This window comes from Lentibacillus salinarum, assembly GCF_042679865.1.
GTDB lineage: Bacteria > Bacillota > Bacilli > Bacillales > Amphibacillaceae > Lentibacillus > Lentibacillus salinarum.
The window spans coordinates 21,362-45,571 of record NZ_JBHTNH010000002.1; the positions used below are offsets into that span (position 1 = coordinate 21,362).

The 24,210-nt window shown below is 43.6% G+C and carries 27 protein-coding genes; 22 read left to right on the top strand and 5 right to left on the bottom strand.

Translation table 11 applies throughout. The features are described from left to right. Window positions 1-2: 2 nt before the first annotated feature. The 3 genes from ctaF (at window position 3) to ACFQ4A_RS00860 (ending at window position 2,048) form a co-directional block, all read left to right on the top strand. Window positions 3-326, top strand: coding sequence for a cytochrome c oxidase subunit IVB (gene ctaF, locus ACFQ4A_RS00850; protein ID WP_382396939.1), 324 nt, complete (start codon window positions 3-5; stop codon window positions 324-326). A 215-nt stretch (window positions 327-541) separates the two neighbouring features. Next, a complete protein-coding gene (gene ctaG / locus ACFQ4A_RS00855) occupies window positions 542-1,459 on the top strand; it encodes a cytochrome c oxidase assembly factor CtaG (RefSeq protein WP_382396940.1) in 918 nt (305 codons plus the stop codon). A 133-nt stretch (window positions 1,460-1,592) separates the two neighbouring features. Continuing rightward, complete coding sequence (locus ACFQ4A_RS00860; RefSeq protein ID WP_382396941.1) at window positions 1,593-2,048, top strand: DUF420 domain-containing protein; 456 nt, start codon at window positions 1,593-1,595, stop codon at window positions 2,046-2,048. Window positions 2,049-2,348: 300 nt separating this feature from the next. Here ACFQ4A_RS00860 and ytvI read toward each other — a convergent pair whose 3' ends face one another. After that, window positions 2,349-3,407, bottom strand: a complete 1,059-nt coding sequence (ytvI, locus tag ACFQ4A_RS00865) for a sporulation integral membrane protein YtvI (protein WP_382396942.1) — start codon at window positions 3,405-3,407, stop codon at window positions 2,349-2,351. 184 nt (window positions 3,408-3,591) lie between these two features. Further along, complete coding sequence (locus tag ACFQ4A_RS00870) at window positions 3,592-3,957, bottom strand: YugN family protein (protein ID WP_382396943.1); 366 nt, start codon at window positions 3,955-3,957, stop codon at window positions 3,592-3,594. Window positions 3,958-4,109: 152 nt separating this feature from the next. Between ACFQ4A_RS00870 and ACFQ4A_RS00875 the strand changes: the two genes are divergently transcribed. From ACFQ4A_RS00875 to coaD, 8 genes are all read left to right on the top strand, one after another. Continuing rightward, window positions 4,110-4,538, top strand: a complete 429-nt coding sequence (locus ACFQ4A_RS00875; protein WP_382396944.1) for a CBS domain-containing protein — start codon at window positions 4,110-4,112, stop codon at window positions 4,536-4,538. Between the two features lie 176 nt (window positions 4,539-4,714). After that, window positions 4,715-5,779, top strand: a complete 1,065-nt coding sequence (locus ACFQ4A_RS00880) for a CAP domain-containing protein (RefSeq protein ID WP_382396945.1) — start codon at window positions 4,715-4,717, stop codon at window positions 5,777-5,779. Between the two features lie 120 nt (window positions 5,780-5,899). Beyond that, window positions 5,900-6,295 carry a YlbD family protein gene (gene ylbD / locus ACFQ4A_RS00885; protein ID WP_382396946.1) on the top strand — a complete coding sequence of 132 codons (396 nt, stop codon included), beginning with the start codon at window positions 5,900-5,902 and terminating at the stop codon, window positions 6,293-6,295. Between the two features lie 10 nt (window positions 6,296-6,305). Further along, the gene (locus tag ACFQ4A_RS00890) at window positions 6,306-6,539 is read left to right on the top strand and encodes a YlbE-like family protein (protein ID WP_382396947.1); all 234 of its coding nucleotides are present in this window, start codon (window positions 6,306-6,308) and stop codon (window positions 6,537-6,539) included. Window positions 6,540-6,595: 56 nt separating this feature from the next. Next, window positions 6,596-7,030 carry a YlbF family regulator gene (locus tag ACFQ4A_RS00895; RefSeq protein ID WP_382396948.1) on the top strand — a complete coding sequence of 145 codons (435 nt, stop codon included), beginning with the start codon at window positions 6,596-6,598 and terminating at the stop codon, window positions 7,028-7,030. Between the two features lie 57 nt (window positions 7,031-7,087). Continuing rightward, entirely contained in the window at window positions 7,088-7,363 is a 276-nt protein-coding gene (locus ACFQ4A_RS00900; RefSeq protein WP_382396949.1) for a YlbG family protein, read from the top strand. Between the two features lie 626 nt (window positions 7,364-7,989). After that, window positions 7,990-8,562 (top strand): 16S rRNA (guanine(966)-N(2))-methyltransferase RsmD, encoded by a 573-nt coding sequence (gene rsmD / locus ACFQ4A_RS00905; protein WP_382396950.1) that lies wholly within the window; start codon window positions 7,990-7,992, stop codon window positions 8,560-8,562. Further along, window positions 8,559-9,035: a pantetheine-phosphate adenylyltransferase gene (gene coaD, locus ACFQ4A_RS00910; protein ID WP_382396951.1), complete on the top strand. Its 477-nt coding sequence runs from the start codon at window positions 8,559-8,561 to the stop codon at window positions 9,033-9,035. Before rsmD ends, coaD begins: the two co-directional genes overlap by 4 nt. A 99-nt stretch (window positions 9,036-9,134) precedes the next feature. Here the strand turns inward: coaD and ylbJ are convergent, their stop codons facing one another. Continuing rightward, window positions 9,135-10,343: a sporulation integral membrane protein YlbJ gene (gene ylbJ / locus ACFQ4A_RS00915; RefSeq protein ID WP_382396952.1), complete on the bottom strand. Its 1,209-nt coding sequence runs from the start codon at window positions 10,341-10,343 to the stop codon at window positions 9,135-9,137. 237 nt (window positions 10,344-10,580) lie between these two features. Here ylbJ and ACFQ4A_RS00920 point away from each other — a divergent pair, with 237 nt between their 5' ends. Further along, on the top strand, window positions 10,581-11,603 hold the full coding sequence (locus tag ACFQ4A_RS00920; protein WP_382396953.1) for a SepM family pheromone-processing serine protease: 1,023 nt from the start codon (window positions 10,581-10,583) through the stop codon (window positions 11,601-11,603). Between the two features lie 62 nt (window positions 11,604-11,665). On the opposite strand, the gene ACFQ4A_RS00925 is transcribed toward ACFQ4A_RS00920, so the two are convergent. Then, window positions 11,666-12,877, bottom strand: coding sequence for a nucleotidyltransferase (locus ACFQ4A_RS00925; protein WP_382396954.1), 1,212 nt, complete (start codon window positions 12,875-12,877; stop codon window positions 11,666-11,668). Between the two features lie 173 nt (window positions 12,878-13,050). On the opposite strand from ACFQ4A_RS00925, the gene ACFQ4A_RS00930 reads away from it, so the two are divergent. The 4 genes from ACFQ4A_RS00930 to ACFQ4A_RS00945 all read left to right on the top strand — a co-directional run bounded on the left by ACFQ4A_RS00930 (window position 13,051) and on the right by ACFQ4A_RS00945 (window position 15,286). After that, window positions 13,051-13,575 carry a YceD family protein gene (locus tag ACFQ4A_RS00930; protein WP_382396955.1) on the top strand — a complete coding sequence of 175 codons (525 nt, stop codon included), beginning with the start codon at window positions 13,051-13,053 and terminating at the stop codon, window positions 13,573-13,575. A gap of 37 nt (window positions 13,576-13,612) precedes the next feature. After that, entirely contained in the window at window positions 13,613-13,789 is a 177-nt protein-coding gene (rpmF, locus tag ACFQ4A_RS00935) for a 50S ribosomal protein L32 (RefSeq protein ID WP_135108195.1), read from the top strand. A gap of 105 nt (window positions 13,790-13,894) precedes the next feature. After that, complete coding sequence (locus ACFQ4A_RS00940; RefSeq protein ID WP_382396956.1) at window positions 13,895-14,674, top strand: enoyl-CoA hydratase/isomerase family protein; 780 nt, start codon at window positions 13,895-13,897, stop codon at window positions 14,672-14,674. 126 nt (window positions 14,675-14,800) lie between these two features. Continuing rightward, a complete protein-coding gene (locus tag ACFQ4A_RS00945; protein WP_382396957.1) occupies window positions 14,801-15,286 on the top strand; it encodes an RsfA family transcriptional regulator in 486 nt (161 codons plus the stop codon). 128 nt (window positions 15,287-15,414) lie between these two features. On the opposite strand, the gene ACFQ4A_RS00950 is transcribed toward ACFQ4A_RS00945, so the two are convergent. Next, complete coding sequence (locus tag ACFQ4A_RS00950) at window positions 15,415-15,891, bottom strand: N-acetyltransferase (protein WP_382397505.1); 477 nt, start codon at window positions 15,889-15,891, stop codon at window positions 15,415-15,417. 251 nt (window positions 15,892-16,142) lie between these two features. On the opposite strand from ACFQ4A_RS00950, the gene bshC reads away from it, so the two are divergent. The 6 genes from bshC to ACFQ4A_RS00980 all read left to right on the top strand — a co-directional run bounded on the left by bshC (window position 16,143) and on the right by ACFQ4A_RS00980 (window position 24,132). Further along, window positions 16,143-17,768 carry a bacillithiol biosynthesis cysteine-adding enzyme BshC gene (gene bshC, locus ACFQ4A_RS00955; RefSeq protein ID WP_382396958.1) on the top strand — a complete coding sequence of 542 codons (1,626 nt, stop codon included), beginning with the start codon at window positions 16,143-16,145 and terminating at the stop codon, window positions 17,766-17,768. Between the two features lie 253 nt (window positions 17,769-18,021). Further along, window positions 18,022-18,453, top strand: a complete 432-nt coding sequence (gene mraZ, locus ACFQ4A_RS00960) for a division/cell wall cluster transcriptional repressor MraZ (RefSeq protein ID WP_382396959.1) — start codon at window positions 18,022-18,024, stop codon at window positions 18,451-18,453. Window positions 18,454-18,496: 43 nt separating this feature from the next. Beyond that, window positions 18,497-19,477, top strand: a complete 981-nt coding sequence (rsmH, locus tag ACFQ4A_RS00965; protein WP_382396960.1) for a 16S rRNA (cytosine(1402)-N(4))-methyltransferase RsmH — start codon at window positions 18,497-18,499, stop codon at window positions 19,475-19,477. Further along, on the top strand, window positions 19,474-19,851 hold the full coding sequence (ftsL, locus tag ACFQ4A_RS00970; protein ID WP_382396961.1) for a cell division protein FtsL: 378 nt from the start codon (window positions 19,474-19,476) through the stop codon (window positions 19,849-19,851). Before rsmH ends, ftsL begins: the two co-directional genes overlap by 4 nt. A 15-nt stretch (window positions 19,852-19,866) precedes the next feature. Next, a complete protein-coding gene (locus ACFQ4A_RS00975; protein WP_382396962.1) occupies window positions 19,867-22,059 on the top strand; it encodes a penicillin-binding protein in 2,193 nt (730 codons plus the stop codon). A gap of 138 nt (window positions 22,060-22,197) precedes the next feature. After that, a complete protein-coding gene (locus ACFQ4A_RS00980; RefSeq protein ID WP_382396963.1) occupies window positions 22,198-24,132 on the top strand; it encodes a stage V sporulation protein D in 1,935 nt (644 codons plus the stop codon). Window positions 24,133-24,210 lie beyond the last annotated feature (78 nt).

Consider the following 24,210-nt stretch of genomic DNA (forward strand, 5'->3'; position numbering starts at 1 on the left):
GAATGGCAGAGAACACCAATTCCAATCAAGCTGATTCATTTCAGAAACAAAAGAACAAAGAAGAAATGCAAAAACAAGTGATTTCATTTGTGCTGATGATCGTGCTTACCATTATTGCCTTTGTTGTGGTCGCAACAGGTGTTATGGATAGCATGTTTGCCAAATTCCTGATCCTGTCTTTGGCTTTAGTTCAAGTAGGATTTCAGCTGTATTATTTTATGCATATGAAGGATAAAGACCACGATATGCCGGCCGCGATGATGTACGGTGGTATTTGGGCTGCGATTCTCACTTTGGCGGCACTCGGTGTCATTACCTGGTGGTAACTTGACAGGATAAATGGTATTCTGTTCTTTAGCCAGCGGTATCTGAAGTTTTTTCAGGATCGGGCGGTTAATTGCCCCTCTAACATAAAGACCGGGAGATCCCCGGTCTTATTTCATTCTTTAAGGAATTGTCACATGTTGGTTGTGTGTCCTGCCGAGAAATGCGTTATAATATAATGTATAAATGTTATACTTCCATAAATGGAGGCGTTTGTATGTGGCTGGAACTGCAAATTTTTGGTTTTCGAGCGTTATGGAGCCCCTATTACCTTTTGTTCGTCCTAGCGCTTGCTTTAATATATTATATGATGACCGGTCCCTACCGTCATAAGTTTGGCGGAAAAGGAGAGGCTAAACCATCTGGAAAGCAGCAGTTCTTTTTTTATGGCGGCCTAGTGTTATTGTATGCCGTGAAAGGTGCGCCAGTTGATTTGTTGTCGCACATTATGCTGACGGCACATATGATTCAAATGGCTATTTACTATATTATATTTCCGATTTTTATCATCAAAGGGATTCCGGTATGGTTATGGCAAAAAATTATTTATCGTCCGGTGGTGAAACCGGTTTTGAAATTTTTTTCCATACCACTTATCTCACTTTTATTATTTAATACATTATTTTCATTTTATCACTTGCCGGCTATTTTTGACTTTGCCAAGGAATCACAAGTGGCGCATACCTCCATATCACTCATTATTTTAGTGGCAGCTTTCATTGTCTGGTGGCCAATATTGTCCCCATTACAGGAATTTGACCGTATGACACCATTGGCGAAGATATTTTACATTTTTGCTAATGGTGTATTGATAACGCCGGCATGTGCCCTGATCATTTTTGCCGATACACCGGTTTATGCTGCCTACTCACAAGATGGGGCATGGCTGCAGGCGCTCGCGCTGTGTGTGCCACCGGATGTATTACAGGGGTTGAGTTCTGTCATATCAGGTCCTGAAATGTTTTCACCAATGTCAACATTAGAAGACCAGCAACTGGGCGGTATTATCATGAAAATTATGCAGGAGATCACATATGGTACCATTTTGGCGCGCGTATTCTTTAAGTGGTTTAATACGGAGTCCCTGAAAGTTGATCCGTTGCCTGCAAATGCAAATCCGAGTGAACAAGGGTAAAAAATGATGAATTACACGACACCTTCGACACCTCAACGGGTTCCAGGTGGTATCCCGGCACATCACGATAGGTGAACCTCCGGAGAGCTTTTATGCAGATAAGTTTTCCAAAAAGAGAAAGGAACTGTTAATCATGCCATTTCTACCTACAATCAGCACAGTGTTTATCGTTACAAGTGCTGTATTAGTTGCAATTGGGTGGCGCTTAATTGTGAAAGGAAAAGCAAAGGCACATAAAAAAACAATGATTTCAGCTGCTGTCAGTGCATTGCTATTTTTTATCATTTATGTATCCAGGACCATTTTCCTCGGAAATACAAGTTTCGGGGGACCAGAGGATATAGAGGTTTATTATACGACCTTTTTAATTTTTCATATCGTCCTTGCGACAACAGGGGCTGTATTCGGAATCGTGACACTTACATTGGCACTAAAGAGAAAAATTCATATCCACAGGAAAATTGGTCCGATTACCAGTGTTATTTGGTTTTTCAGTGCGATTACAGGAGTTATGGTCTATCTGTTGTTATATATCATTTATGACGGCGGGGAGACGACCAGTATGATTAAAGCCATCCTGGGAGGTTAAGAAAAACTCGGCTGCCGCCTCGTCTTTTCAGATGCCAGATGCCAGAGGTCAGCGGTCAGATTGGAAGAAATCGGTGAATTAGCCGGTTTCGGTATTGTCCGAAAATTTATACTTTCTTGTTGGGTCAACACCAAAATCACTGGTTGAAATATATGGATAAATATGTTATAGACAACTAGCTAGCGTAGTGTTTTTCCGTAGCGGTTACCTCTATCAATTTAAATCCAGTTTGTCAAACATAGATTTTGGTGAAGAGCCTTCTTGTATTATAAAAAAGTGTGCGGAGGGGATCCGCACACTTTAAATTTTGATATTCCATTTGATGATGCCTGCTTCTCTGGCAGAATTGAAGGCAATCAGGATAATGGGGCCAAGAATAAAACCAAGCAATCCAAGTAATTTCACGCCTAAAAACATAGCAATTAATGTTGCAAGCGGTGAAAGGCCGATATGCTGCCCCATCACTTTCGGCTCGATCGTTCGCCGGATAGCCAGAAGGATAATGGCCAGAACACTCAGTTGGATTCCGAGCAGGGTATCACCTGCTATGAAGGCAAAAACTGCCCACGGCCCAAGCACGGCAATGGAACCGATGATCGGGATAAAGTCGACAAGCCAAATGATGACGGACATAAGGAATGCAACATCCGGTGTGATTAACAGTAATCCAATCAACGTGACGACAAAAATGATGATACTGACAAAAAACTGTGCTTTAAAAAAGCCGAGCGTCACATCGGAAAGTCGTTTATTCATAAATGAAACTTTTTCGCCCGTTTCTTTCGTCATGATGTTATAAAATTTAGCCTTAAGTGCCGGAAGTTCAAGCATGAACAAAAATAAGGCGATGAGATAGACGATAAAACTGATCAGGTATTGGGGTACCCCGGCTACAAATTGTGCCATTCGGTCAATGGTAATGGTTTCTTTCAGGGTTTCACTCATTGATGTAAGCTGTGATTCGATTGTACTGGTAACCTGTTCATAAAATTCGTCAGGCAGGTTTTCCGTGTATTGTTCAAATCCGGACTCCCATGTTCCATAAATATAATTTAATTCCGTCACATAGGTGGGAATGTCTTCAACAAAATTAACGACTTGTGTAACGGCCTTAGTCACAACAAAGGTTCCACTAATGCCCAGGAATACTAAAAATAATAGGAAAACCACGGTAACACCCGTTTTCCTGCCGAGTTTACCTTTTCTCTGGGTAAACCGGATAAGCGGATTCAGAATTAAAGCTGTCAGTAGTGCTATAACCAAAGGTATGGATATGGGCAGTATAAAAAAACAGACGAGCAGTAAGAAAATGATGAGAAAAATGAATGTCCATTGGCGTTTTGTAATCGAACCAAACAAAATAGGTGGAAATCTCCTTTCATTGATACGTCGGAAAATTGCCGTACCGGTTTTGAAATGCTCCGGTTTTGGATCTGGTGCTAGCAATGTAAACGTTCACAGCTGCTGTAAACCGATTCTCCTGATGAAAAAACCAACCGCTTACCCGGATGTTTTAAAGCAGTTGGTTAGTAAGATACAGTGTTTATTTTTTATATTGGTCGATATCTTCTTTAACTTTTGATACCAGATTAGAGGCACGGTCGACCAGGTTTTCCGGAAAATTCTCATCTTCGCCGTATTCAACACCGTGCGGATAGTAATGTTTGCCGAGAAGTGGTGTTTTTAGCTGGATAACGGCGTTACCGCGGTCCACATCACCTTCAATCGCGTACCCTTGTATGCGGATATAATATGTAATATTTTTTTCTTTTGAGCCAATTTTATAATCATATGTCACACGCTCATAATCCCATTGACCACCGCGGATGAAAGCGTGATTTCCCATCAGGCGGTCCAGTGGCTTGACATCAACTGTTGCCTCTTCAATTCCTGTACCTTCCAGTTTCATTTTATCCACCTCACAAAATTATCCTAACACCTTTATCATATTAAAAAAATCGTCAGGTTGCAATTGAAAAGGGTTTTTAAAATCAGGATGCAAGATATTTTCGTTTCCGGGAAAGCTTAAGAATGTATATATCTTGATAAGGAGGTCATGATGTGAAAAATGTAAAGGATGTTATGAGCACAGATATGGTCGTCTGCCGGAAAGAGGACACGTTGTATGAGGCAGCGTCAAAAATGAAGGATAAAAACGTTGGTGTTATTCCGGTTTGCTCCGACAATAAAGATCTGCTGGGTGTTATTACAGATCGAGATTTGGTGTTGCGAGGCTATGCTGAGAAAAAGCCGGACACATCGACCGTAAATGAAGTGATGAGCGACAGGTTGCACCAGGTTTCGTCGGATACATCTGTACAGGAAGCTGCTTCCCTAATGGCACAGGAGCAGATACGCCGGCTGCCAATTGTGGAAGACGGGAAACTTGCCGGGATTGTTTCGCTTGGCGATCTTTCTCTGGAAGATAAATCGAATGAAGCAGCAGGGAGAGCACTTGAAGACATTTCCGAAAGACCTGAGCTTCATTAATATAGTACAATGAAAGCAACCGTCATATTAGGACGGTTGCTTTTCTATGTGCCTGAAAAGCAACGGCTGCTTAACCGGTTGCCTGAAGTCTGGATAGGGTAGCATGAATTTGTCATTTCAGACATACAGATATTTTAACTAGTCTTAAATGTTTTAATAGAAGGGGAAGTAAATCAATGCGATTACGCCGAGTAATAGTGCTTTTAGTGATATTCGCAGCCGGTGTCTATTATTTAATGGAGAACAGTCATGTTGTGGAAGACCATTCAACTGATCATTCCCATAACGTTTCGGAGCAAAAAGATACGAAACTGGAGTCAAAGGAAGTACCGGAAGAGCGTTCGGAAGTTCCTCTGGATGGTGATTCGTATCAGTGGATGCATAAAACAGTGAACCAACTGCAGGACCATTTTGGAGAACCAGTGAGAAAAGACTTGAGTGCCTATGGATATGAGTGGTGGGTCTATACAGAGGACCGGGAGCAGTATCTCCAATTTGGCATCGAAAATAATCGGGTCACACAGATCTATGCGCTTGGGGAAGATTTGGCTATTGAACCGGTACAAATTGGACAGGCCTATGAAGCTGTTGCTGATGTGTTATCTTTTTCGAACGAGGTGAGCTATAGTAAAGGGCCGTCCTCTTATACGTTTCACTTGAGGGATGAGGAATTACAGGAAAGGCCACTGGTCAAGGTGACGGATGATGTCTTTTTACAGCTTTATTTTGATACATTTACAAATAAACTGTCGGCCATCCGGTTATTATCAGCCGATATTCTGCTGCAGCATCAGCCTTATGAAGTACAATATCGCGGGGAATTACCGGAAAAACCGGTGTTTACAGATGATCAATGGACAGAAATTGAAGCGGGCGCAGAACAGCAGATTTTTCACTTAACCAATGTCATCCGCAAACAACATGGGAAATCAGCTTTGGAATGGGATGAAGCAGTCAGTGAGGTAGCTTATCTGCACAGTGAGGATATGGCGGAAAATAAGTATTTTTCGCATTATGGGCAGAATGGAGACGGGTTAAAAGAGCGACTGGCGGCAAAGGAAGTTTTTTACCAGGCTGCCGGGGAAAACATTGCGGCACAATATCCGGATGCACAAAGTGCGCTTCACGGCTGGATGAACAGTGAAGGGCATCGTGAAGCATTGCTGAATGATGATTTTACACATCTGGGCGTTGGTGTCTATCAGTTTTACTACACACAAAATTTTCTTAAAAAACAATAGCGAGGCAAAACGCATCCTTAATAGAGGGTGCGTTTTTCTGATGGGACGAACCAGGCTGCACAGTGCCAGCTGATGTCTCATACATTAGTAAGTAACAGATACCATATAGAGGTGAGTGTCATGAGTGATAATCTTCACCCGAGTGTCAGGGAGTTCAAGGCGTTCTTACAGCAACATCCCAAGCTGGTGGAAGAGGTGAGGAAAAGCGGCAAAGGTTTTCAGACCTATTATGAAAAATGGGCCTTACTTGGAGCGGATGATCCATTCTGGGATCAATATAAGGAGAAGGATACCGGAAAACAAAAGCATAAGACCAGTCAAAGTAAAGCGGAATGGGTGGATCGGCTTGTGGAAATGTCAGAGAATATCGATCTGGATAAGATGCAAAAGCAAGTGCATAACCTCAATAATACGATTTCCACCGTTCAGGGGCTGCTCAGTCAATTTCAATCCTCCGGAAATGCTTCTCAGCAGCCGTTCGGGAACAAAAATCTGTTAAACGGTTTTAAGGATTAGAGGTGGCATGATGCAGCCATTCACATACCAATATCTGCAGGAGAACCCTGAACTGGCCAAATTCGTCCGTTTAAACCCTGTATGGTACCGCTATCTGACAAGAGAGCCGCACCGAATACAGGAGCTGGAAAAGGCATCGAAACAATTTTATGGTAAAACATTTTCTCAGCAAGTTGACAAAATTGGAAGTCATGTTCAGATGGTCAACATGCTCATTAATTTTGCCGGGGTTATGAAAGACTAGGTCAGCCTGTTTTCATCTTCCACATGACATGATAAGATAAAAGTGGAGGTGAAATCATGGTAGGTACAATCGAATACGCGGATATTCTTGATCACTCTGAGCTGGTCAGTGGAATGGTCCTGAAGTCAGATGTTATGGAAGCCTATCAGGATGCCCGGAAGGCACTTAATGAAGACAGGGAGGCACAGCAGCTGATTAAAGCTTTTAATGATATAAAGGAACAGTATGAGGAAGTACAGCGTTTTGGCAGGTATCACCCAGATTTTAACGATATCATGAAAAAGGTACGGTCTGCCAAACGTGAAATGGATATGCATGAAAAAGTGGCGGCATTTAAGGTTGCTGAGCGTAACTTACAGACAATGCTTGATGATATTAGCGAATATATTGCCTACAGTGTCAGTGACGGCATTAAAGCCCCAAAGGATGGCGCAGCACTGACCGACACGGGCTGCGGGCACGGAGGAAGCTGTGGCTGCAACGCATCTTGATGTCTGATCCTTCGTCTGATACACTGAAGGCAAATGACATGATAGTGAGGATAGCCGATGAGAGCGAAACGTCAGGGGCTGATTGTCTGGTTCCAGCATATGAAAAATATCAAACATATTAAACGTTATGGGCATTTACTTTATTCGTCCAAAAAACTGAAATATGCCGTGATTTATGTGGATCAGGAAGCTATTCAGCAAATAGAGACCAAATTGCTGAGGCTTCCGTTTGTGACCAAAGTCGAACGCTCTTACAAGCCTTTTTTACGGACAGACTTTGAGAATGCCAAACCGGATAAAGCAAAAGAATATGATTATAAAATGGGTATTTAACCTTTGCGGCGCATACATAACAAGCCGCAAAGGTTTTTTTATTAAATTTTGGACGACGTTTTCAATCTCGAAAGCGACTAACTCGCCGATTTCCTTAAGTTTGACTTCCGGCCTCTGACCTCCAGAAAAACGAGGCGGGCGCCAAGTTTTTCTTATCGTGTTGCTTTGTAAAGAAAGGCTGCATTCTAAATGATTGTTGCGCTTGAATGAGCGTGACATGTCAATCTTCAAAAAGGGCAAAAGAAAAAACCTGCAGAAATCATTCTGCAGGTCCCTTTGTTTTCACTTTAGAAAACAAAAAGGCAAAGGGAGAGGAGAAACCGGAGGAAGAACTTATGGGGAAGTGTAAGTCTTCTCCGTGTTTTTGAAACAGCCAAGCAAATTTGTGCTGTTTCATTATGTTATTATGGACAGGAAAATTTAATATATACATATTTCTATTGATTTTTCCTGATAAAAAATGAACCGTTGCTGAGATACTTTAATGATTGTCTGCTATGCAGTACCACCAGCGATTCTCAGGGAGTTATTGCCCAGCTATTTTTTGACGAAATGTGGCATATTTTGTGTCCAAGTGCTTGCGTATTCAGGTTAATACGCTTATTATAAATGATTGAGGTGGTTGCATGCGGGTAATTGCTGGTATACATAAAGGACGGCATTTGGAAGCGGTGCCAGGCAGCATAACAAGACCTACTTCAGACAAAGTGCGGGAGGCTGTTTTTCAGGTTATGGGGCCTTTTTTTGAACGTGGCACCTGTCTTGATTTGTTCGCTGGCAGTGGCGCGCTGGGGGTTGAGGCGCTAAGCAGGGGAATGGACAAATGTATATTTGTTGATAAATCCCCGAAAGCCATACATACAATTCATGAAAATGTCCGGAAACTAAAACTGGGCGATCAAGCGGAAGTTTTCCGTACAGATGCTTTTCGAGCATTAAAGGCAGCTGCCAAACGAGGGCTACTATTTGATTTGATATTGATTGATCCCCCATATCAAAAGGTGAATTACGGGAAGCTGCTGGATCTTATTGTCAGCCTACAGCTACTGAAGGAAGATGGCATACTCTACTGTGAGCACGATGCTTCCCGCCCGTTATCGATGCAAACTGAGCGTTTTGTACCGATAAAACAGGAAAATTATAATGCCACCACTGGCATCACCATTTTTCAAAACCAACAAAGGGGGTCATACCATTGAGCCGATTAGCTATTTGTCCGGGGAGCTTTGACCCGGTTACGTACGGGCATCTTGATATTATTGAGCGGGGGGCCAAAATTTTCGATCATGTGATTGTCGCGGTTTTTAACAATCAATCAAAAGCACCATTATTTACAGTAGATGAACGGGTCGCTTTATTGGAAGAAGCGACGGCACATTTGCCGAATGTTTCAGTTGATACAAGTAATGGCTTACTGATTGATTACGCACGTGAACATAATGCCGATGCTATTTTACGAGGGTTGCGGGCTGTCAGTGATTTTGAATATGAAATGCAAATAACGTCCATGAACCGGAAATTGGATGACCATATTGAAACATTTTTTATGATGACGAACAATCAGTATTCATTTTTAAGCTCGAGCATTGTCAAAGAAGTTGCCAAATATAAAGCGAATGTCAGTGATCTGGTACCAGAACCTGTCGAAAAAGCTTTAAAGAAAAAATATTAGTTTTTACAAAAGGCTGTTTCAGGCTCCAGGGAACAGCAACAATCCCTGTGAAAAGAGCCTTACAAAAAGATGTTGTCGTGTTGGACAACATCTTTTTGTTTACGGACTTCGTAGCCGTCTCACCATGATCAGGACTGCAATGAATAAAGCGGTAAAGGACACAATCGGTCCAATATCAGCAAGACGATTGAAGGCATCGAGCCATGTCCCTTCGTGCATATTATTGAATACAGGAACACCCTTAAAATCAAATGATGTCCGGTTTAAATAGAGAGGTGTATAAAATAATACAGTTAAAACAGCTGCAAACAGTCCATGAAGGATTCTGGCAAAAAAGTACGGTGCGAACCGGATGTCTGTCGGTGCGATGATACTTGCCACCTGAGCTTGTACCGAAAGCCCGTTAAATCCCAATATGAAACTGACGACTATAATTTTTTCCATTAAATTGGCCGATTCATCCTGCGAGATCATGTTGGCTCCAAGCGTAATCTCGAATAAACCGGAAAATAGCGGCAACGCCAGGTCAACCGGCATTGACAGCATTTGCAATATATATTTAAATAGCATGGCGATGGCCGGGGAGATGCCTGCAATATAAAGTAGTTTCGTAAAAACGGAAAACAAAATAATAAAACCGCCAACCATAACCAGCGTCTGAATCGAATTAAGTACGGCGTCCCCGACAACTTTGCCAAACGGACGGGGATCATCGAGTCTGGTCCGGTGCATTTCTCTAAAAGCTCGTCCAATCGTTACGTTTTGCTTCTTTGTTTTAGCTGTATGCGTCTCATCCCGTCGTCCGTAAAAACGCATACACACACCAACCAGCGCGTTCCCGATATAATGGGATGCTGCCAGTACGGCTCCAAGCTTCACATCATAAAAGAATCCGACGGAAACGGCACCAAATATGAATAGCGGGCTGGAGGCGTTGGTGAAAGATACGAGCCGCTCCGCTTCAATTTGTGTCAGCTGTTTTTCCTCGCGAAGCCTGGCTGATATTTTGGCACCTGTCGGATAACCACTGGCCATCCCCATAGCCCAGGCGAAGCTGCCGACACCAGGCACATTAAATAACGGCCGCATAATCGGTTCACATAGGACACCGATAAATTTAACGAACCCGAAACCGATCAATAATTCGGCAGTGATAAAAAAAGGAAGAAGAGACGGGAATACGACTTCCCACCACATATTCAAGCCGCGAATACTGGCTTCAAGTGATTGATCCGGAAACTTAACCAGAGAAAAGGCTATAAATGCCGTAATCCCGGAAAGTGCGATCGTTTTGATTTTTTGTTTCACTATTACGCCTCCTGTTGAATTGATAACCTCTGTACTTCTTTATTGGTAAGTAGTAAAATAATGCTAGCTTTATTTATACACATACTGATGGAGATGGTGCAGAATTTTGTCTGATTGTTATAGCCGTGTATCATTTGTTCATGACTTGGTCTATACCAATATACGCACATAGATGATGGTTTTATGACATACACTTTTGACTGTCGAAAGTGTATCGGAATTGAAAGGAGATTGACCGTGAAGTTTACAAAAAAGCATCTAATTTTTTTAATCGCCATCATTGGTATCGCATTTTTTTTATCAGCTTATAAACTTCCCTATTATATCTATAAACCAGGGGGTGCCGACGCCCTGAATCCGATTGTGGAAGTGGCAGACGGTTATGAAAGTGAAGGGGATATGCACCTTGTGACCGTTCGCGGGGGGCAGGCAACACCTGTTCAGTATTTATGGGCAACCATCCTGCCCAACCAGGAGATTATGCCGTTGGATAAAGTTAGACCAGAAGGCGTTTCAGAAGATGAATATTTTCATGCTCAACTACAAATGATGGAAAGTTCGCAGGAGGCGTCGACCGTTGTGGCTTATGAAGCGGCAGATAAAGATATCACGATTGATTATGATGGGGTTTATGTTGTATCCGTTATTGAAGGAATGCCTGCCGAAAATATTTTACAGACGGGAGATCGCATAACTGGGATTGATGGGAATGTGATTGAGGAATCCAACGATTTAATTGATTATGTGGAAAATAAACAGCCAGGCGACACGATTACAGTCGACGTTGTGCGTGATGATGAACAGCTTGACAAAGACGTTAGGCTGGAGTCATTTCCGGACATCGAGCAAAAAGTCGGCATCGGGATCCAGCTTGTGACCGATCGGCGTGTGGAAGTGAATCCGGATGTGAATTTCTCCAGCGGCAGTATTGGCGGTCCGAGTGCAGGGCTCATGTTTTCACTGGAAATATATGATCAGCTGACCGAAGCGGATTTGACAAAAGGTTATGAAGTGGCCGGTACCGGTGAGGTTGACTACCAGGGGAATGTCCTTCGAATTGGCGGTATCGATAAAAAAGTGATTGCTGCAGACCAGGAAGGGTGTCAAATCTTTTTCGCTGCTAATGAGAGCGGTAACGACGATTCAAATTATGAAGAAGCCGTCAAAACGGCTGAAGAAATTGGCACCGATATGGAAATCGTGCCTGTTGATACATTTGATGATGCCTTACAGTACCTAACTGATCTGAATCCTGCCTGACAGGGTATAAGGTGGAAGACGCGGCTATGGTGCCGGTTTCCCTTAATCCTGATTTTTGTCGCTCAGACCATAATGGGCGGTTCAAGTTCTTGGTGATGAAATGCCCGTTTCTTTTCAGCCGGTAAAATGCTGTAATAGGCATGACTTGCTTTTTCTTCAATTGCTGACATGGGATCGGTTTGCCGTGCCAATGTTGACAAAAGTGGTACCCCCATGTCTTTTTTCCAGTTGTTCAAATATGCCCGTCCGCTTTCGGTCATGCCGAGCAACCTGACATATGGGACAGACGGGATATGCTGAATGCGCGCTACGTCCGTTTTTTTAGTATTGGTTAAAATATGGGTGAACGTGCGCTGCAGGCGCGTCCAAGTGTAGCGTTTCGTCTTGATGCTGTTCAGCCAATCCCGGAAGGAAGCAGCATTGTGTGCTGTTTTTTTGATGCGATATTCAAGGCCCTCATCCATCCCGTGAATGGCTGCCAGCTCTGCTTCCGTCATGGTCATGACTCGATAATGCACGAGATGGAAATAGTGCTCCCACCGGTGCCAGATTGTGGCTTTTTGTTTATATTTCTGCAGCTGGTCGGCCGTTTCACCGGGTAGGGAACGGTTTGCTGTTTCCGATATGTATTCGTTCTTAATCAGCTCATTTCGGATACTTGTGGCACTGGCGATAGTCCCTGTAATGCTTTTATCATGATAGTCACTGTCCAGCCGGCCCACCGTTAATGGATCGATTGGAAGCTGGTCATCCAGAATCGTTTTGACATAACTGAATCCGAGAATATTATTGGGTTTGGCCAAATCCATTCCCCCCGTTGTTAAACCGATTGCCCCGCTGGCAAGGCGGCTGGCTTCCGGAAATGCCAACCCCCGAGCCATATTCTCCTGAAGTGCCGTTTGGTAAGTGGACTGGTTTTTATTCCATACATCATAACCTGTGGTGAAATGGGATATGTCACCGGATTCACTGCCAAAACAGATGCTTGAAACACCGAGCTCACTTAATGTATGGACGGATCCACGGGCAAATAAATCACTGCTCTGGACGGCGTATAAATATGGAAGTTCCACCACAATATCCACGCCGGCCTGCAAAGCTGCTTTGGCCCGGTGAAACTTATCAATAATCGCCGGCTCCCCCCGCTGCAGGAAGGAGCCGCTCATGACAGCAATCATACAATCCGCTCCCGATGCCTCCTTTGATGCCTGGATATGATACGCATGCCCATTGTGGAACGGATTATATTCAACAATTAAGCCGCAAGCCTGCATTGTTTCAACTCCTCGTATCTGGTTGGTATTCATTTTACCAAAAAAAGTGATCTGGTGCATGGTTGTCCCCGAATTAACAGGGTATACTTGTAATAGACTGTTGTGTAAAGATCATATGTTGACAAAATACCGTTTTCCTTTTAAAATAACTCTTGTTGCCTTGAGGTGGTAATATGAAATTTTCATTAGGTCAAATTAAAAAAAATGCAACCAATGGTCCCTTCACTTTTGATGAACAGGTGGATGTTTCCGAACTGGAAACCATGAATAATGATATCCGAAAGATTGGATCTGTTCATGTCCGCGGTACAGCGGAGGATCAGGGTGACGACATCATTTTTACATTTTCGGTTGATGGCAGGATGATCTTGCCGTGCGCCCGTACATTGGCCGATGTTCCCTATCCTTTCGAAATCAATGCGGTGGAAATTTTTTCGGAATCTCCCTATGAAACAGAGGATTCTGATGATGACATTCATCCAATTGATGGGGAAGTACTTGACTTAACGCCGTTAATAAAGGAAAATATTCTACTGGAAGTCCCATATCGTGTGTTTTCGGATGATGAAGATGTTAAAAGCCAGGCTCCAGTAAAAGGGGATGGCTGGGAACTCGTTTCAGATGAAAAACGTGAACAAACCACAGACCCGCGTCTGAAAAAATTGGCGTCTCTACTGGAAGATAAAGAGGAGGAATAGGCTCTATTCCTTTCATTGATCGAAGGAGGTGTAAGTTATGGCAGTACCAAAAAGAAGAACATCCAAAAAGGTGAAAAATCAGCGTCGTACGCATAAAAAACTGCACGTGCCTGGTATGGTGGAATGCTCAAACTGCGGTGAACTGACAAAACCGCACCATGTATGCAAATCCTGCGGGCATTATGACGGCCGGGAAGTCGTAGCAAATGATTAATTGAACTGATAAGGTTACCGAACAGATCACTGCGGGAGTGATCTGTTTTTGTATACATAATAAGCATTTGTTAATGGCAATGAAGATAGAAAGGAAAACAGACATATGACTGAACTGGTCCAATACAGAGCAGATGAACACGGTTATGGGGAAATTATGCTGAACCGACCGGAAAAATTGAATGCCATATCAACTGAGATGGTAACAGCTTTCAGCCAAGCACTTCAGATGGCCAAACAGCAGCCGATTAAATTTTTGGTCATTACGGCTGCCGGTGATCGGATGTTTTGTGCCGGTGGAGACTTGCAAGATTTACATGGTGACTTGGCAACCGATGAAGCGTTTAGTGTCTTATACCCCATGAAAGAAGTGCTTTACGAGATGGCATCTTTTCCGGTTCCGACTGTTTGTTTATTAAATGGCAATGCGGTTGGCGGTGGCTGTGAAATTGCGACAGCGTGTGATTTTCGTATTGCCCGGGAAAATACCCGGTTCGGATTTGTCCAGACAAAACTTGGCATCACCCCTGGATGGGGCGGTGGGGCACTGTTATATGAAAAAGTGCATCCCGTCTTTGCGTTTCAGTGGCTCATGGAAGGTGAAACATACAGTACTGATTATTTACATAACAAGGGCTGGCTGCAAAGCGTTGTACCGGACGATGAATGGCATGACAGGGAAAGTATGTTAACCCCATACCTGACAAAATCACTGGAACAGATGAAACTATTAAAACAACAATATATGAGAAAAATATCAATTTTGCCACTTTCCGCTCAAATGGATGATGAAGTCAGACACTGTGCCCGGTTATGGGAAACAGAAGCACACAAGGAAGCTGTCCGTCAGTTTATGTCACGGGAAGACCGTGATCGGGAAACGTGACGCCTTTCCGTCCAGTAATCATAGAGACATGTTTTGCATGTTTCTTCTGAAAAAATTTAATTGTGGACGATTCTATCACACCTACCTTTTGCATACATTGATAGCAAGTGCATAAGGAGGGATGTTATGAATGCAACGCGCCAGGATGCATGGACGGAAGATGAAGATAACCTTTTAGCAGAAACCGTTCTGCGTCATATACGAGAGGGAAAGACTCAGCTCGAAGCGTTCAAGGAGGTAGCTGAACAATTGTCGCGTACTTCAGCGGCGTGTGGTTTCCGCTGGAATGCTTCTATACGGAAGGATTACCAAGCAGCTATTGAGGGAGCCAAAGAGGACCGGAAACACAATAACCGGCAAAAGACACTGGTTCATGAGGAACCAAAAACAGATTACGCGGGAGATACGATTACTGCTACCATTTCCTTGCTCGAAAAAATACGGCATCATTCCCTTGAAGATAAACCATTTATCCATTATGAACAGGAAACCATACAAAAACAGCTTATGAAAGAAAATGAGGCGCTGAAAGAACAGCTGAAACGTTACGAACAGGCGTGGGAAGAAATGGGGAAGTTATGGAACTGGGTTAAGAATGACCAAAAGAAATGAAAAAACAAGACATGAATGATCAACTCAAGCCATTCATGTCTTGTTTTTATTTGTGAAATGAGAAATAACCGGTCTGTTCGCCGGTTACATCCATCCCAGCTTTAAATCCCGGACATCTGATTTCTGAATCAGACATCTTTTTCCTGAACACCCTCAGGCATCCAAATGAGCGGGTTTTCACCGAGATCCCTTTCCATTTCATATTTAGCTTTTTGGAATCCCACTTTTTCCCAGAAACCATGGGAGTTAATCCGCGGGTTTGTCTTAATCGGCATCCGGAAACTTTTGGCAAACTCAACCAGTGCTTTGCCATAATGTCTTCCCCGGTAATCCGGTAGCACCTCAAGCTTCCACAATTCAAGATAATTCTGCGCTGGCTGGAAATAAGCGTCATGTTTTTCGCTTACTTTATATAGACTCATCCGGGCAATCAGGTTATGACCGATATGGATCCCATAAAACGGTGATTCACTGTTATTTTCAATAATATTATTTTGAAAATCCTCCATCATGGACAGTTCTTGATTGCCATATTCTTTAAATCGTTTAAATTGCTCCAATGTTTTATAATTGATTAAAAGTCTTTCAACCTTTACGTCATTCATCATATCATCCATCCCCTTTGAAAACAGAAGTATTTAGAATTCCTATATAATTAATTATAATATAAAAAGACGATAAATGGAATGAGAGAAAATGGGAATCGTGGATTTTCCGTAAACTTTTTAGTCTGGTATCATACCATCACTGGATAGAAGGGGTTTTAATGGAAAACAGATTGAATGCATTCACGCTCTGATTTATGTACAATACATAGTGGACAGAATCGACTATGGGTAAAAGGAGCATGCGATCTATGCGGATCACGCCTATGACATTAACGAACCAGAGTGCACTAATAGATGATTATCGCCGACAAAGCGGACGTATTATGGAACATTTTGCTTATGATCCATATGTGGGAACAACTTATCATTCAAGAGTACAAGCATTACAGCAAAAATCAATTGACCGTGACCATCTAGCTGACGCATTAGTCACGATGAACAAACGATGGGATGCTCCTGAAGCTGTGTATCGTAATATCGAACGGTTAAAGGAAGATCATAGTGTCGTGGTTATCGGCGGTCAGCAGGCGGGTCTTCTGACAGGCCCGATGTACACGATCAATAAGATCATATCCATCATTCAATTTGCCAGAAAGCAGGAGTCCGAACTCGGGATACCGGTTGTGCCAGTATTTTGGATAGCTGGTGAAGACCATGATTTCGCTGAGATTAATCATATTTATCTGCCGGAAGAAAACAGCATGACCAAACATAAACTGCCGCAGCAGGTAACGGATAAACGCGCGGTATCCGAAATACCAATCGATAAACCGGCTGCCATGCAATGGATGAATCAGCTGTTTGAACAGCTGACTGAAACAGAACATACAAAAAACATATATCGGACGATCCAGGATTGTTTGCAGCAGTCGGCTACATATGTGGATTTTTTTGCAAGAGTGATTTATCAGTTGTTTGACGATGAGGACATTGTGTTGGTCAATTCTGCCGATCCAGGTCTGCGCGCGGTTGAACGTGACCATTTTATTAAGCTGATCGAAAAACAAAGTGAGATTTCCTCGGGTGTCCACACGGCATTACAAGTGCTTAATCAAAAGGGGTATGCTGTGTCGCTGGAAACCAGCCCGGATGAAGCCCATCTTTTCTATCATGATGGCCATGACCGTATATTGCTGAGCAGGGATCATGAAGGAAATTGGATAGGCAAACAGCATGAAGTTCTTTTAACAAACGAGGAAATGCTGTCTATTGCGGACAACCACCCAGAAAAGCTGAGTAACAATGTTGTGACACGGCCACTGATGCAGGAATGTTTATTCCCGACGCTGGCATTTATCGGAGGACCTGGTGAGGTCGGTTATTGGTCGGCTTTGAAACCTGCTTTCGAGGCCATGGATATGGACATGCCGCCGGTTTTACCCCGTTTATCATTAACATTTATTGACCGTCACGTGGAAAAAACAATGCAGAAGTACAGCATTAACGCTGAGGATGCGGTCAATCATGGTACAGAATCCCGCAAAATCCAGTGGCTTGCCTCCCGGAATGATCCGCCTGTCCAACAGGTTGCTTCCGCAGTCAGACAGGCTGTTAACCAGGTACACAAACCGTTGCGTGATATCGCCAGGGATACACGTTCTGATATAGGTGAATTAGCTGATAAAAATTTATATTATATGAATGAACAGATTGCCTACCTGGAAAATCGGATCATTAAAACCATGGAAGAAAACAATGCTAGACAGCTTGATGACTTTGATTTGATTCATAATGCCGTCCATCCCCAAAAGGGCCTACAGGAACGAGTCTGGAGTCCATTATGGTGGCTAAACGAGCATGGCACCTGTTTTATCAAATCAATCGTAAACCACTCGTGCCGATTTGACGTTGATCACCACCTTGTTTATTTATAAGATGTTCCTCCCCCACCTGCCACCACTTTTTTTAAAATAAGTGGTGGCAGGTGGTTTTTTTATGCAAAAATACCATAAGCTCTCGTTATCCCGCTCTTAGTGCGTGCCATTCGGATCGTCCCTTACCTGATAAAGTCATTCATTTTTAGAACATTTGGCCGATTTTACGCCATCGCCGAAAAAATTTTAAAAATGCAGTGGTGAATTGTGGGGGAATGTGGTAACATGTGTATAAGAAAGTGGGGCGGACTCTATGTTCATGGGTGAATTCCAGCACAATATCGATACAAAAGGACGCATCATTGTGCCGGCCAAATTCCGTGAAGGGCTTGGAGACAGTTTTGTCATCACTCGCGGATTGGATAAATGTTTGTTTGCCTATCCCATGGATGAATGGAAACTGCTTGAAGAGAAACTGAAGAAACTCCCACTAACGAAAAAAGACGCCCGTGCTTTCACCAGGTTTTTCTTCTCCGGGGCCGTTGAATGTGATGTGGACAAACAGGGAAGAATAAACATCCCACAACCACTGCGGAACTATGCAGTGCTGGACAAGGAATGTGTTGTGATTGGCGTGTCCAATCGGGTTGAATTCTGGGCTCAAGAAAATTGGGAAGACTATTTCAGTGACTCAGAGGAATCTTTCGGTGAGATTGCTGAAAACCTGATGGACTTTGATATTTAAATCTTTTTGAACAACCACTTTACGTAGAAACCAGGTGTCATACATGTTTAATCACTACAGCGTTTTGGAAGCAGAAGTGCTGAAAGGAATGGCTATTAAACCTAATGGTACATATGTTGATTGTACTGTTGGTGGTGGTGGTCATGCAGAACATATTGCTTCCCGATTGAGCGAAGAAGGTTTATTGATTGCTTTCGACCAGGATCCGGAAGCACTGGAGGCAGCTCAAATCCGTCTGCAGCCATACAGGGATCGTATCCTGTTGATTCATGCCAACTTCAGAGAATTGGAAGAACAATTGGCGGGAAACCAAATTGCTAATGTTGATGGTATTCTGTTTGACCTTGGGGTTTCCTCTCCACAATTCGATCGCGGGGAAAGAGGTTTCAGCTATCAACATGATGCCAGGCTGGATATGCGGATGGACCGGAAGCGGAAACTGGACGCCCGGGATATTGTGAATGACTGGTCCTATGACCGATTGGTGCATATATTTTTCAGCTATGGTGAGGAGAAATTTTCCAAACAAATCGCACGAAAAATTGAAACCGCCAGAAAGGAAAAACCGATTGAAACAACGTACGAACTGGTGGACATTATCAAGGAGGCGATCCCTGCCCCAGCCCGCAGAAAAGGTGGCCATCCGGCAAAGCGGATTTTCCAAGCATTGCGCATTGCTGTCAACGATGAATTGGCCGCTTTCAACGATGCCCTACATCAAGCGGCAAGGTCTGTTGGTATTCATGGCAGAATTGCCGTCATTACGTTTCATTCACTGGAGGACAGGCTTTGCAAGCAGGCATTCAAAAAATGGAGCACAGCAAAGCCGGTTCCGCGAAACTTACCAGTTATACCGGATGACCACCAAGCCCCATTTAAACGAGTCAATAAAAAACCGATCCTCCCAAGTGAAGATGAGCTAGACGAAAATCGGCGGTCGCATTCAGCCAAGTTACGGATTGCTGAAAAAATCGAGCAGTGGAATGAAGATTTTACATATAAAGAAGGGTGGAAAAAATCATGACTGAAAATCTTGCCCGCAGCTGGGAACAGTCTTACACGTCAACCAGACCAGAACAGGACAAACAAACGGTTGTCAAAGTCCGTAAAAAGAGCTGGATAACAAAAGGTGAAAAGGTTTTGTATTCGGCAGTTGCTGTGCTGCTGGTCGCTGCTTGTATTTATGTTGTGTCCTTTGCGTCCTCGACAGATACATTGAACAGAGAAGTGGAATCGCTTGAGAAAACTGTACAACATCAGGAGGTTGTCAATAAAGGACTTGTTTATGAAAAAAAACAATTGAGCAGACCTGAGCGGATCACACGAATCGCCAAGGAAAATGGATTGAAAATACAGGACGCCAAGGTAAAACAGGCAACAGCTTATCATAACAATTAAGCAAGGCGGATGGTTATGAAGAAAAATAAAAAAACACACGTCATGTCCGGTATTTTAATTGTATTATTCGTCGGGATATTTTTACTCATATCCGGCAGATTCCTCTACATCCAGGCGACTGGCGAAATTGCCGGCGTTTCACTTAAAAAGCTGGCCGAAGAAAAGCGAACTGCATCTTACACCCTTGATGCAGAACGTGGGAAAATTTATGACCGGAATGGGATGACGTTGGCATACGACCGGCCGACATACCGTATCCAGGCTGTCATCGATGAATCACATACCCAGGACGAAGAGGACCCGAGGCATGTTACCAATCCCGATCAAACGGCAGAAAAGCTGGCGCCTTTATTGGATGTGGATAAATCCTACCTGCAGGAACAGTTGGAAGAAGGGATTGAAGAAGACAGGTTTCAAGTGGAATTCGGGACAGCCGGCAAAGAGCTCTCACAGGAGACAAAGGAAGACATTGAGGAACTGAAGCTTCCCGGTATCGAATTTGTTGAGGCCCCCATCCGCTATTATCCGAACGGTATGTTTGCATCCCAGATCATAGGGTTTGCGCAAAAAGATGACAAGACAATCAATGGCGTTACTGGTATTGAGCATCAACTGAATGACCTGCTCAGTGGTCAAGATGGTCATATTTCGTATGAACGTGACAATTATAACGCGAAATTGTTAAATCCGAATGAAGTGGTCAAGCAGGCAGACAATGGCGATGACGTCTATCTGACAATTGACCAGAAAATACAGACGTTACTGGAAGATGTCATGACGCAAATGGATGAAGACTATCGCCCTGAACGTATGACAGCCATCGTGATGGATCCCAAAACCGGAGAAGTGCTGGCCATGAGCAATCGCCCAAGCTATAATCCGAATAATCCAGCTGATGTTGAGAACTGGTATAATGATGCGATTGCCACGCCGGTTGAACCAGGGTCGACCATGAAGATGTTTACATGGGCAGCTGCCATTGAAGAAGGTGTCTATCAAGGTGATAAATGGTTTGAATCAGGTACATACAAAATCAGTGATCGTGTAGAACCGGTTAGAGACCATAACGGCGGAGAAGGCTGGGGATCGATCACCTATGATGAAGGGTTTACCCGCTCCTCCAACGTTGCCGCAGCCAAACTGCTATGGGAAACGATCGGCACTGAGGAATTTCTGGATTACTGGAAAGCATTTGATTTTGATGAAAAAACAGGCATCGATTTGCCCGGTGAAGAAGCCGGACACCTCGTCTATAATTATCCGCGTGACAAAATTTCAACAGCATTTGGACAAGCGAGTACCATGACACCGATTCAGCAAATGAAGGCGGCCAGCGCGATCGCCAACGACGGTAAAATGGTGAAACCCTATGTCATTTCGAAAACAGTGGATGCAACTTCCAGGCAAACGCTTGAAGAGAAACGTCCGGAAGTCATATCAGAGCCGATTTCAAAAGAAACCTCCGAGCAAATGCTGGACCTTATGAAATCCGTCGTCACTGCCGAAAATGGAACCGGGGAGGAATACAAACTCGATGATTACTCAGTTGCAGGCAAAACCGGCACATCCCAAATTTATGAAAATGGTAAGCTATTAACCGGACACGGGAACAATACGTTTTCGTTTCTCGGTATGGCACCTAAAGAAGACCCCGATCTGATGATGTATGTGTCCGTCAAACAGCCTGACATTGATTATGACGAAACTGGCTCGGCTCCTATCTCATTTATTTTCAAAAATGTTATGCAGAATAGTCTGCATTATTTGGACATCGAACCTGACAAGGAAGCATCAGAACCAATAGATCCGATTAAGCTGCCGGAAATCGTTGGGCGGGAAATTGCTGATGTCCAGGACGAATTGGCTGACAGCGGTCTGAATGTTTCGGTCATCGGCTCCGGAAAACGCATTAAAAAAGCTAGCGCCCTCAAAAATGATGAACTGTTGCCGGGTGATAGGGTTATTCTCATAACGGATAATCCCGAAATGCCGGATATTACAGGCTGGTCATTAAGGGATGTATTGGAACTGGCCGATTTGACAGCGTTGGATGTTGAACCGATGGGCAGTGGTTATGTTGTGACGCAAAGTATTGATGAAGGAAAAACCCTGAATAAAGGTGATTATTTAGGCGTAGAGTTGGAGCCGCCTGAACCAGGCACAGAAGAAACCGATGATACAAATGATACAAACGATACCAATGAATAACAAACATATAGGCCGCGCCCGTTTTTAAACAGAGGGCGCGGCCTTATTGTGCTGACCGAGCAATCCATGTTCTATTCCCCCTTTCCGCTTCATATAGTGGATACAAGCCTACCTATGAAGATGAAAAGGGGTTGGAACATGAAACGTGTATCGTCTGTAACGGTAAGAAAACGAATCGTGATTGTTTTTCTTGCGGGATTGTTATTTTTTACAATAATTGATGCCCGGCTTGGCTATGTGCAATTTATTATTGGTGATGAGCTGATGAAACTTGCCGACGAATCATGGAGCCGGGATATTACGTTTGAACCAGAACGTGGCAACATATTGGACAGGCAGGGGGAAATACTGGCGGAAAATGTGACAGCTCCCTCGGTTATTGTTGTACCAAAACAAATTAAGAATCCTCAGAAAGCAGCCGCCGAAATGGCTGACATACTGGCCATGTCTGAACAGGATGCCTATGACTATGTGACCAAAGATGCCGTTTATACACGTGTGCACCCGGAAGGCAGAAAAATAAACGATAAACAGGAAGATGCCCTAAGGTCATTGAATCTGGACGGTGTATACCTAGCGAAAGATTCAAAACGGCATTATCCATTCGATGATGATTTATCGCATGTGTTAGGTTTCGCCGGAATTGATAACCAGGGATTGATGGGGCTGGAATTGTTTTATAATGAACAACTGAATGGAGAGAAAGGCAGTCTATCGTTTTATTCTGATGCGAAAGGAAAAGAACTCGAGCAAATGGCGGATGAATATAAAGCACCCGAAGATGGGATGAACCTGAAGACAACGATTGATACCCGTGTTCAAACCATCATGGAGCGAGAATTGGATCTTGCCGTCTCACAATATAACCCGGATGGTGCACTGGCGATTGCCGTTGATCCAGATACCGGCGGGGTACTGGGAATGGCGAATCGGCCAAATTTTGATCCGGAGAATTATCAGAATGTCGATCCGGAAATATATGATCGTAACAAGCCGATATGGAGTACTTACGAACCAGGGTCCACCTTTAAAATTATTACCCTGGCAGCTGCTCTTGAAGAGGATTTGATCGACCTTGAAAAGGATGAATTTCATGATGACGGCGACATTTCTGTAGGCGGAACAGAGTTGCACTGCTGGAAGAGCGGCGGGCATGGCAACCAGACTTATCTCGAAGTTGTCCAAAATTCATGCAACCCCGGTTTTGTACAAATGGGAACTGATCTCGGTAAAGAAAAACTGTTCAGTTATATTGAAAACTTTGGGTTTGGCAAGAAAACAGGCATCGATTTACGTGGTGAAGGAAACGGCATTTTATTTGATCCGGAAAATATCGGACCGGTTGAAGTGGCTACGACGTCATTCGGACAAGGTGTTTCCGTGACACCGATCCAGCAGGTGATGGCCGTATCAGCAGCGGTGAATGGCGGTGAGCTATATGAGCCATTTATTGCTGATGAGTGGATTGATCCGCAAACAAATAAAGTTGTGAAAAAGAAAGAACCGGTATTAAAGGAAAACATTATTTCCGAGTCAACGTCGGAGGAAATCCGTCATACACTTGAAAGTGTTGTTGCTGAGGGAACCGGACGGCCGGCATATGTCGACGGCTATCGGGTAGGCGGCAAAACGGGTACAGCTCAAAAAGTCGGTCCTGATGGCAATTACTTGGCAAATAATTATATTGTATCATTTATGGGATTTGCGCCAGCAGATGATCCGGAAATTGTGGTTTATGTTGCGGTCGATAATCCGAAAGACACAGCTCAGTTCGGTGGTGTTGTATCAGCTCCTATCGTCGGAACCATTATCGGGGACAGTCTACGTGCCATGGGGGTCGAACCAAGAGAAGATGGGCCTGAGAAAGAATACACATGGCCGGAACAGCCTAAAGTTGAAGTGCCTGATCTGATCGGATTGCAAAAAAATGAATTATCGGAATACCAGACAAACTTATCAATCGAAACAAGTGGCTCCGGAGATTATATAATTGATCAGGCGCCAAGTCCCGGAACAAAAGTCGAACAAGGGGAAAAAATAAGAATTTATCTATCTGAGAAAAATTCATCGTGAACATGCTGTTTTTTTGCTATAATATACAAAGATTAATGTTTTCATGGAAAGACGATTTTGTATACTGTACCCGGCCGG

What these genes read in the sequence shown, in the direction of transcription:
- ACFQ4A_RS00870 (WP_382396943.1), bottom strand. Translation starts at nt 3,957, where the DNA reads ATGAAACTGGAAGGTACAGGAATTGAAGAGGCAACAGTTGATGTCAAG.
- mraZ (WP_382396959.1), top strand. Translation starts at nt 18,022, where the DNA reads ATGTTCATGGGTGAATTCCAGCACAATATCGATACAAAAGGACGCATC.
- ylbD (WP_382396946.1), top strand. Translation starts at nt 5,900, where the DNA reads ATGAGTGATAATCTTCACCCGAGTGTCAGGGAGTTCAAGGCGTTCTTA.
- rsmH (WP_382396960.1), top strand. Translation starts at nt 18,497, where the DNA reads ATGTTTAATCACTACAGCGTTTTGGAAGCAGAAGTGCTGAAAGGAATG.
- ACFQ4A_RS00860 (WP_382396941.1), top strand. Translation starts at nt 1,593, where the DNA reads ATGCCATTTCTACCTACAATCAGCACAGTGTTTATCGTTACAAGTGCT.
- ACFQ4A_RS00880 (WP_382396945.1), top strand. Translation starts at nt 4,715, where the DNA reads ATGCGATTACGCCGAGTAATAGTGCTTTTAGTGATATTCGCAGCCGGT.
- ACFQ4A_RS00980 (WP_382396963.1), top strand. Translation starts at nt 22,198, where the DNA reads ATGAAACGTGTATCGTCTGTAACGGTAAGAAAACGAATCGTGATTGTT.
- ACFQ4A_RS00895 (WP_382396948.1), top strand. Translation starts at nt 6,596, where the DNA reads ATGGTAGGTACAATCGAATACGCGGATATTCTTGATCACTCTGAGCTG.
- ACFQ4A_RS00940 (WP_382396956.1), top strand. Translation starts at nt 13,895, where the DNA reads ATGACTGAACTGGTCCAATACAGAGCAGATGAACACGGTTATGGGGAA.
- ACFQ4A_RS00890 (WP_382396947.1), top strand. Translation starts at nt 6,306, where the DNA reads ATGCAGCCATTCACATACCAATATCTGCAGGAGAACCCTGAACTGGCC.
- ACFQ4A_RS00975 (WP_382396962.1), top strand. Translation starts at nt 19,867, where the DNA reads ATGAAGAAAAATAAAAAAACACACGTCATGTCCGGTATTTTAATTGTA.
- ctaG (WP_382396940.1), top strand. Translation starts at nt 542, where the DNA reads ATGTGGCTGGAACTGCAAATTTTTGGTTTTCGAGCGTTATGGAGCCCC.
- ftsL (WP_382396961.1), top strand. Translation starts at nt 19,474, where the DNA reads ATGACTGAAAATCTTGCCCGCAGCTGGGAACAGTCTTACACGTCAACC.
- bshC (WP_382396958.1), top strand. Translation starts at nt 16,143, where the DNA reads ATGCGGATCACGCCTATGACATTAACGAACCAGAGTGCACTAATAGAT.
- ACFQ4A_RS00945 (WP_382396957.1), top strand. Translation starts at nt 14,801, where the DNA reads ATGAATGCAACGCGCCAGGATGCATGGACGGAAGATGAAGATAACCTT.
- ctaF (WP_382396939.1), top strand. Translation starts at nt 3, where the DNA reads ATGGCAGAGAACACCAATTCCAATCAAGCTGATTCATTTCAGAAACAA.
- ACFQ4A_RS00950 (WP_382397505.1), bottom strand. Translation starts at nt 15,891, where the DNA reads ATGAATGACGTAAAGGTTGAAAGACTTTTAATCAATTATAAAACATTG.
- ACFQ4A_RS00930 (WP_382396955.1), top strand. Translation starts at nt 13,051, where the DNA reads ATGAAATTTTCATTAGGTCAAATTAAAAAAAATGCAACCAATGGTCCC.
- rsmD (WP_382396950.1), top strand. Translation starts at nt 7,990, where the DNA reads ATGCGGGTAATTGCTGGTATACATAAAGGACGGCATTTGGAAGCGGTG.
- ACFQ4A_RS00925 (WP_382396954.1), bottom strand. Translation starts at nt 12,877, where the DNA reads ATGCAGGCTTGCGGCTTAATTGTTGAATATAATCCGTTCCACAATGGG.
- rpmF (WP_135108195.1), top strand. Translation starts at nt 13,613, where the DNA reads ATGGCAGTACCAAAAAGAAGAACATCCAAAAAGGTGAAAAATCAGCGT.
- ACFQ4A_RS00900 (WP_382396949.1), top strand. Translation starts at nt 7,088, where the DNA reads ATGAGAGCGAAACGTCAGGGGCTGATTGTCTGGTTCCAGCATATGAAA.